The 5,164-nt window shown below is 65.5% G+C and carries 4 protein-coding genes; 3 read left to right on the forward strand and 1 reads right to left on the reverse strand.

The features are described from left to right. Positions 1 to 609: 609 nt before the first annotated feature. The 3 genes from ABZV38_RS39505 (at position 610) to ABZV38_RS39515 (ending at position 3,985) form a co-directional block, all read left to right on the forward strand. Positions 610 to 1,077 (forward strand): MarR family transcriptional regulator, encoded by a 468-nt coding sequence (locus ABZV38_RS39505; protein ID WP_356333694.1) that lies wholly within the window; start codon positions 610 to 612, stop codon positions 1,075 to 1,077. A 517-nt stretch (positions 1,078 to 1,594) separates the two neighbouring features. Beyond that, positions 1,595 to 2,950 carry a mycothione reductase gene (locus tag ABZV38_RS39510; RefSeq protein WP_356333696.1) on the forward strand — a complete coding sequence of 452 codons (1,356 nt, stop codon included), beginning with the start codon at positions 1,595 to 1,597 and terminating at the stop codon, positions 2,948 to 2,950. A gap of 312 nt (positions 2,951 to 3,262) precedes the next feature. Further along, positions 3,263 to 3,985 (forward strand): DUF6461 domain-containing protein, encoded by a 723-nt coding sequence (locus tag ABZV38_RS39515; RefSeq protein WP_356333697.1) that lies wholly within the window; start codon positions 3,263 to 3,265, stop codon positions 3,983 to 3,985. 192 nt (positions 3,986 to 4,177) lie between these two features. On the opposite strand, the gene ABZV38_RS39520 is transcribed toward ABZV38_RS39515, so the two are convergent. Then, positions 4,178 to 4,957 (reverse strand): SDR family oxidoreductase, encoded by a 780-nt coding sequence (locus tag ABZV38_RS39520; RefSeq protein ID WP_356333699.1) that lies wholly within the window; start codon positions 4,955 to 4,957, stop codon positions 4,178 to 4,180. Positions 4,958 to 5,164: the final 207 nt, after the last annotated feature.

Consider the following 5,164-nt stretch of genomic DNA (forward strand, 5'->3'; position numbering starts at 1 on the left):
TGCGCGGTGTAGTAGTAGGAGCGGGCGAGGAGCATCCGGAGGTCCAGGTTGCGGGGCGCCGCGGCAACCAGGTCCGTGAGAACCCGGGTAGCCGCGCGGTAACGCTGGGATTCGAAGAGACGGCTCGCGTATTGCCGCCGCTCGTTCCAGTTCACTCCCTGTACACCGGCCATCACGTTCTCCGTTCCCTGTACGAGCATCCGCTCAGCGGTCCGGGCGCCAGGCGCCCGAGGTGTTCCGGGGCGAGGAGCCGATGAGCTCCCAGCCTGCTTGTTCAGACTTCGTTCCAGGTTTGAGTCATGCAATCCCGGCTGGTCTTGGTTTGGCCGGCGGGGCGAAATGTGCCGCCCCGTTTGCCATGACACAAACCTATTGCACACTTGTCTCTTGCGCAAGTAAAGCTTGCAGGTTGAGAGTGTGACGAAGGAGTCGCGCGGTCGCCGACCGTGGGCGGATCGCCCCGGTGGATCGGATGTAACGGCGCGGGCGCGATGTGTCGGCGCCGGCAGCCCATCACTACTTTTTAAGTGTGCACAATATAATGTTGAGCATGCAAATTTTGTGGTAGCCTTCCCTTGCGTGAAAGAGTCGCGCGGAGAAGGAGTCGTGATGAGCAAGATCGAGACGGACGTCGAGCAGGCTGACGCGCCCACGGCCAGCCTGCTCCTCGACGACCAGATGTGCTTCGCCCTGTACGCAGCCCAGCGTGCAGTGACCAACCGCTACCGCCCGCTGCTGGAAGAGTTCAACCTGACCTATCCCCAGTATCTGGTGATGCTGGTGCTGTGGGAACACGGCGCCGTCCCCATCAAGACCCTGGGCGCGCGCCTGCAGCTCGACTACGGCACCTTGACGCCGCTGCTGAAGCGCCTGGAAGCTCACGGGCTGATCCGCCGCGAGCGCCAGGCGAGCGACGAGCGCTCGGTGCAGATCACTCTCACCGCGCAGGGGGCTGAGCTCCGCGAGCGCGCTCGCGTCATCCCCGCCGCAATGGGGGACGCCGTCGGCCTCAGCGATCGGGAGATCGAGGATGTCAAGTCCATCCTCGAGCGACTGACGGCCAAACTCCACGGGTGACTGACCCGGCTGCTGCCTGTCGCTGATCCGCCGTGAGCGGTTTCCCGGACGAGACCGCCGCCAAGTGCACGCTTGAGGGCCCACCGTATTCGCCGCCGGTCGCGACCTGCGCTTCGCTCGCCGGCGCCAGCCGGGGCTGTGAGGTCGGCGTGGATGTCACTGGAGTGTCCGGGCTGTGTGCGCCCCGCAGGCGTTGAGACCGATCGCTCAGGGGTACCGGCTCGCCCTCGCCCAATGCGAAGACGTCACCAATCCAGCCGTCCAGCAGTGAAGTTCTGGCCGCCGTACACCGGGGGAGCGCGGCGGGCGTCAGTGTGGTGGACAGCCACTGATTCGGGTTCGGCTGGTGTCGCATCGGCATTGCCCACCGACACTTTTGCTTCCGTGATAAATCCCTGAAGGGAAATGTGTGCGAAAAGCGCCGCGAGGTCAAAAGCTGGGTGAAACGTACTCGCGGCGTCACGGGAAGGCCATGCGCTGCAAGGCCAAACATCTCGTCGGCGGAAGGTGTACGGACGTGCGGCATTACGATCTTGTGATTCTGGGGGCGGGCAGCGGCAACATGCTGCTCAACGACGAACTCGCTCAACTGCGCGTCGCCATCGTGGAACCGGACCGCTTCGGTGGCACGTGCCTCAACCGAGGCTGCATTCCGAGCAAGATGTTCGTCGTCACCGCCGACGCGGTCGAGGGCGCGCGGGCGGCAGCGCGGCTCGGCGTCAATGCGACCGTTGAGCAGGTCGATTGGAAGGCCATCCGCGACCGGGTGTTCCACCGCATCGATCCGCTGCACGACAGCGCGGTGAACTATCGCAGGGAAAAGGGCGTCGATGTGTACACCGAGGAGGGACGATTTATTGCGCCGAAGATGCTGCAGGTTGGAACCGAGCAGATCACTGCTGACACGTTCGTCATCGCGGTCGGGTCACGACCTGTGGTGCCGGACATCCCTGGACTCGACACCGTGCCTTACCACACCTCGGACACCATCATGCGGATCGACGACGTGCCCGCATCCATGGCCGTCATCGGTGGAGGTTTCATCGCGGCTGAGTTCAGCCATGTATTCGGCGCGTTCGGTACGGATGTCACGATCGTGCAGCGGGGGTCGCGCCTGCTGATGGCGGAGGACGAGCAGGTGTCGGCGCGGTTCACCGAACTCGCCTCGCGGCGACATCGCGTACTTGTTGATGCTGCCGTTACCTCCGTCGAACGGCGTGCTGACGGCGTTGCGGTCGCCGTAACCTGTCCGGATGGCGACCATGTCGTCCGGGCGGCGACGCTGCTGGTGTGCGTCGGCCGCCGCCCCAATACTGACCGGCTGGACGCGGCCGCAGGCGGGCTGGAACTCGATGAGCACGGCCACATTGTGGCCGACAGTGCCTACCGCACGTCAGTCCCGGACGTCTGGGCGCTCGGCGACGTTGTGAATCACTTCCAGCTCAAGCACATGGCGAATGCCGAGTCGCGGGTCGTGCAGCACAACGTGCTCCACCCGGAGGACGTGCGCGCACTGCCCAACAAGGTTGCGCCGCACGCGGTCTTCACAAACCCGCAGATCGCGAGTGTCGGATTGACCGAGCAGGAGGCACGCCGTCGCAAGATCGAATACCTGGTGAGTGTCCGTGGCTACGCCGATACCGCATACGGATGGGCGTTGGAGGACACCACCAGCTTCGTGAAAGTCCTGGCAAATCCTCTCGATCGTACGATCCTTGGCGCGCACATCATCGGCCCACAGGCTGCGACGCTCATTCAGCCATTGATCCAGGCGATGACACTGGGCCTGACGGTGGACCGGATCGCCCGGGACGTGCTGTATATCCACCCTGCACTGACCGAAGTTGTCGAACAGGCCCTACTGGCCCTGTAGTCCTCCCAAGAACTCCTGACGAAACGATTTTCGCGGTGGTTGGATCGCTTCGGGAATGATGATCTGGGGGTGTGGGGTGGATGGCTGGCGTATGGGTGAAGGCCTGTCTGCCGCACCAGGCGCAGCAGAAGTAGGTGTCGCCGTCGGCGTAGTCGATGCCCGGACGGCAGCGCCGGGGCCTGACACCAGGGAGGCGGAACGAATGCTTCCTGGGGCGAATCCGGTCGAGGCGCACTTCGGGCCGCTGTGACAGTTCACCCCGGCCGGCTCTCGCCACCGCGACTGTCAGTGGTCGCTGGCAGGATGCGTTTCATGACCTCAGCTACTGCAGCCGATTACGGCTGGATACGTTCCTCGTCCTCGCTGTTCGCCTATGCGCTGGAGGTCGGGTACACCTTGACGCTGGTGCGGGGCATCTTGCCTGAGGAGTTGCTCAGGGTGGTGGGGGCCGAGCCGCGTGGTGTGTGTGAGGGGTCCAACGAACTGATCGAGCAGCACGAGGCACACGCGTATGGGGCCGAGGAGTGGCCCGAGTCGTTCATCGCGGGGGCGTTCACCGGGCGGGGCGAGGGAGGGGACTGGACCCTCGCTTTGGAATTTGGTGGTGATCTGGGGACGCGGCCGCGTCTTATGGAGGCTCTCTCCGCCGGGACGCGTGCTGTCTCGCATTCGAGCAACGGGGGGAAGCCCATGGACTTCTTCCACTGGTACGAGAACGGGGAGTTGCGGACCACCTTCGAGTGGCCGGCGAGCAGGACCGGCAGTACTCCCGATGAGCTGACCGCCGTGATGCGAGAGGCCGGTCTCAACCCCACAGGTGACGAAGCCCCAGATGTCGATCGCAAGGCTGCGGTCTTCGCGCTGGCCGAACGCCTTACGGGCGTACAGGTGACCGAGCAGCTACTGACGGAGGCCGAATACGGGATGGGTGAGGTCCCGGAGGAGCCCGCCGAGGAGTGGGAGAGCGTCACCATCGACATCACGGATGCGCACGGCGAGCGGACGTACGTTCGGCTTCGACGGGATCGGCTCTGACGCGGGACGGGGCGTAGGGGGGCGCGCCCCACATCATGTAGTGGCATCAGGTTGCGCTCACGGCGCGTCCCCGTCGCCGGGCCGTGGGTGCTCACATCAGCAGACCGCCGGCCTGTACCGCGATCCGCAGAGTAAACCCCGAGGGCGAACCCGCGGCCCTCGGCGCGCCAGTGTCAACCATGTAAGAGCTCGTCAGTGAACGGAAAACCCGCCGTCGACGAAGATCGCCTGCCCGGTAACGTACGCGGAAGCGCGGCTCGCCAGGAACACCGCTGCACCAGCGAAGTCGTCGGCCAGACCGTTGCGCCCCACCATCGTGCGCGCAGCCAGCGCCGCCACCTTCTCCGGGTCGGACGACAACCGAGCGTTGAGCGGCGTCATCACAAAGCCCGGCACCAGCGTGTTGCAGGTGACGCCATACGGCGACCACGCCTCAGCCTGCGAGCGAGCCAGAGACTCCAACGCACCCTTGGCGACCCCGTAGGCACCGCTCTGGACGAACGCCCGATGCGCCTGCTGGGAGGTGATGTGGATGATCCGCCCGAAGCCCCGTGCAGCCATGCCAGGCCCGAATCGCTGCCCCAGCAGATAGGGCGCATCCAGGTTCAACGCCATCGTGGCGTCCCACACCTCCTCGCTCACCTCGCCCATCGGCGGACGCAGGTTGACCCCGGCGCTGTTCACGAGGATGTCGGGCTCCCCGAACACATCGGCCGCCGCCTCCGCCGCCTCGCGCACCCCGTCGCGGGAGCCCAGGTCGGCGCTCACCCAGGCCGCGCGGCAGCCGTGTGCCGACAGCTCATCGACCGTGGCGGCCAGCTCCTCCTCCTTGCGTGCCACGACCACAACGCTCGCACCTGCTCGCGCGAGGGACCCGGTGATGGCCCGGCCGATGCCGGAGGTGCCGCCCGTCACCACGGCAACCCGGCCGTCCAGCGAGAACAGTTCAGAGAGGTAGGTCTGCGAGGTCATGTCCGCACCCTAGATGGCGCGCCCAAGGTGACAGCGCGCGGGGCGGAACGCAATGTGCGGGGAGATCGACTGAGCAGGTGCGGCCATCCCCGAGTAGCCGGTGGGGAATCTCAGCTTGGCGTTTATCCTCGGCGGGCTTGGTGTTCCTTGATTGACTCGGCGCGTTTGACCGTCTTGCCGACGTCGTGGCGCTTGGCCCGGTGCTTG

It is taken from the genome of Streptomyces sp. NPDC005181 (assembly GCF_040608395.1).
Classification (GTDB): Bacteria; Actinomycetota; Actinomycetes; order Streptomycetales; family Streptomycetaceae; genus Streptomyces.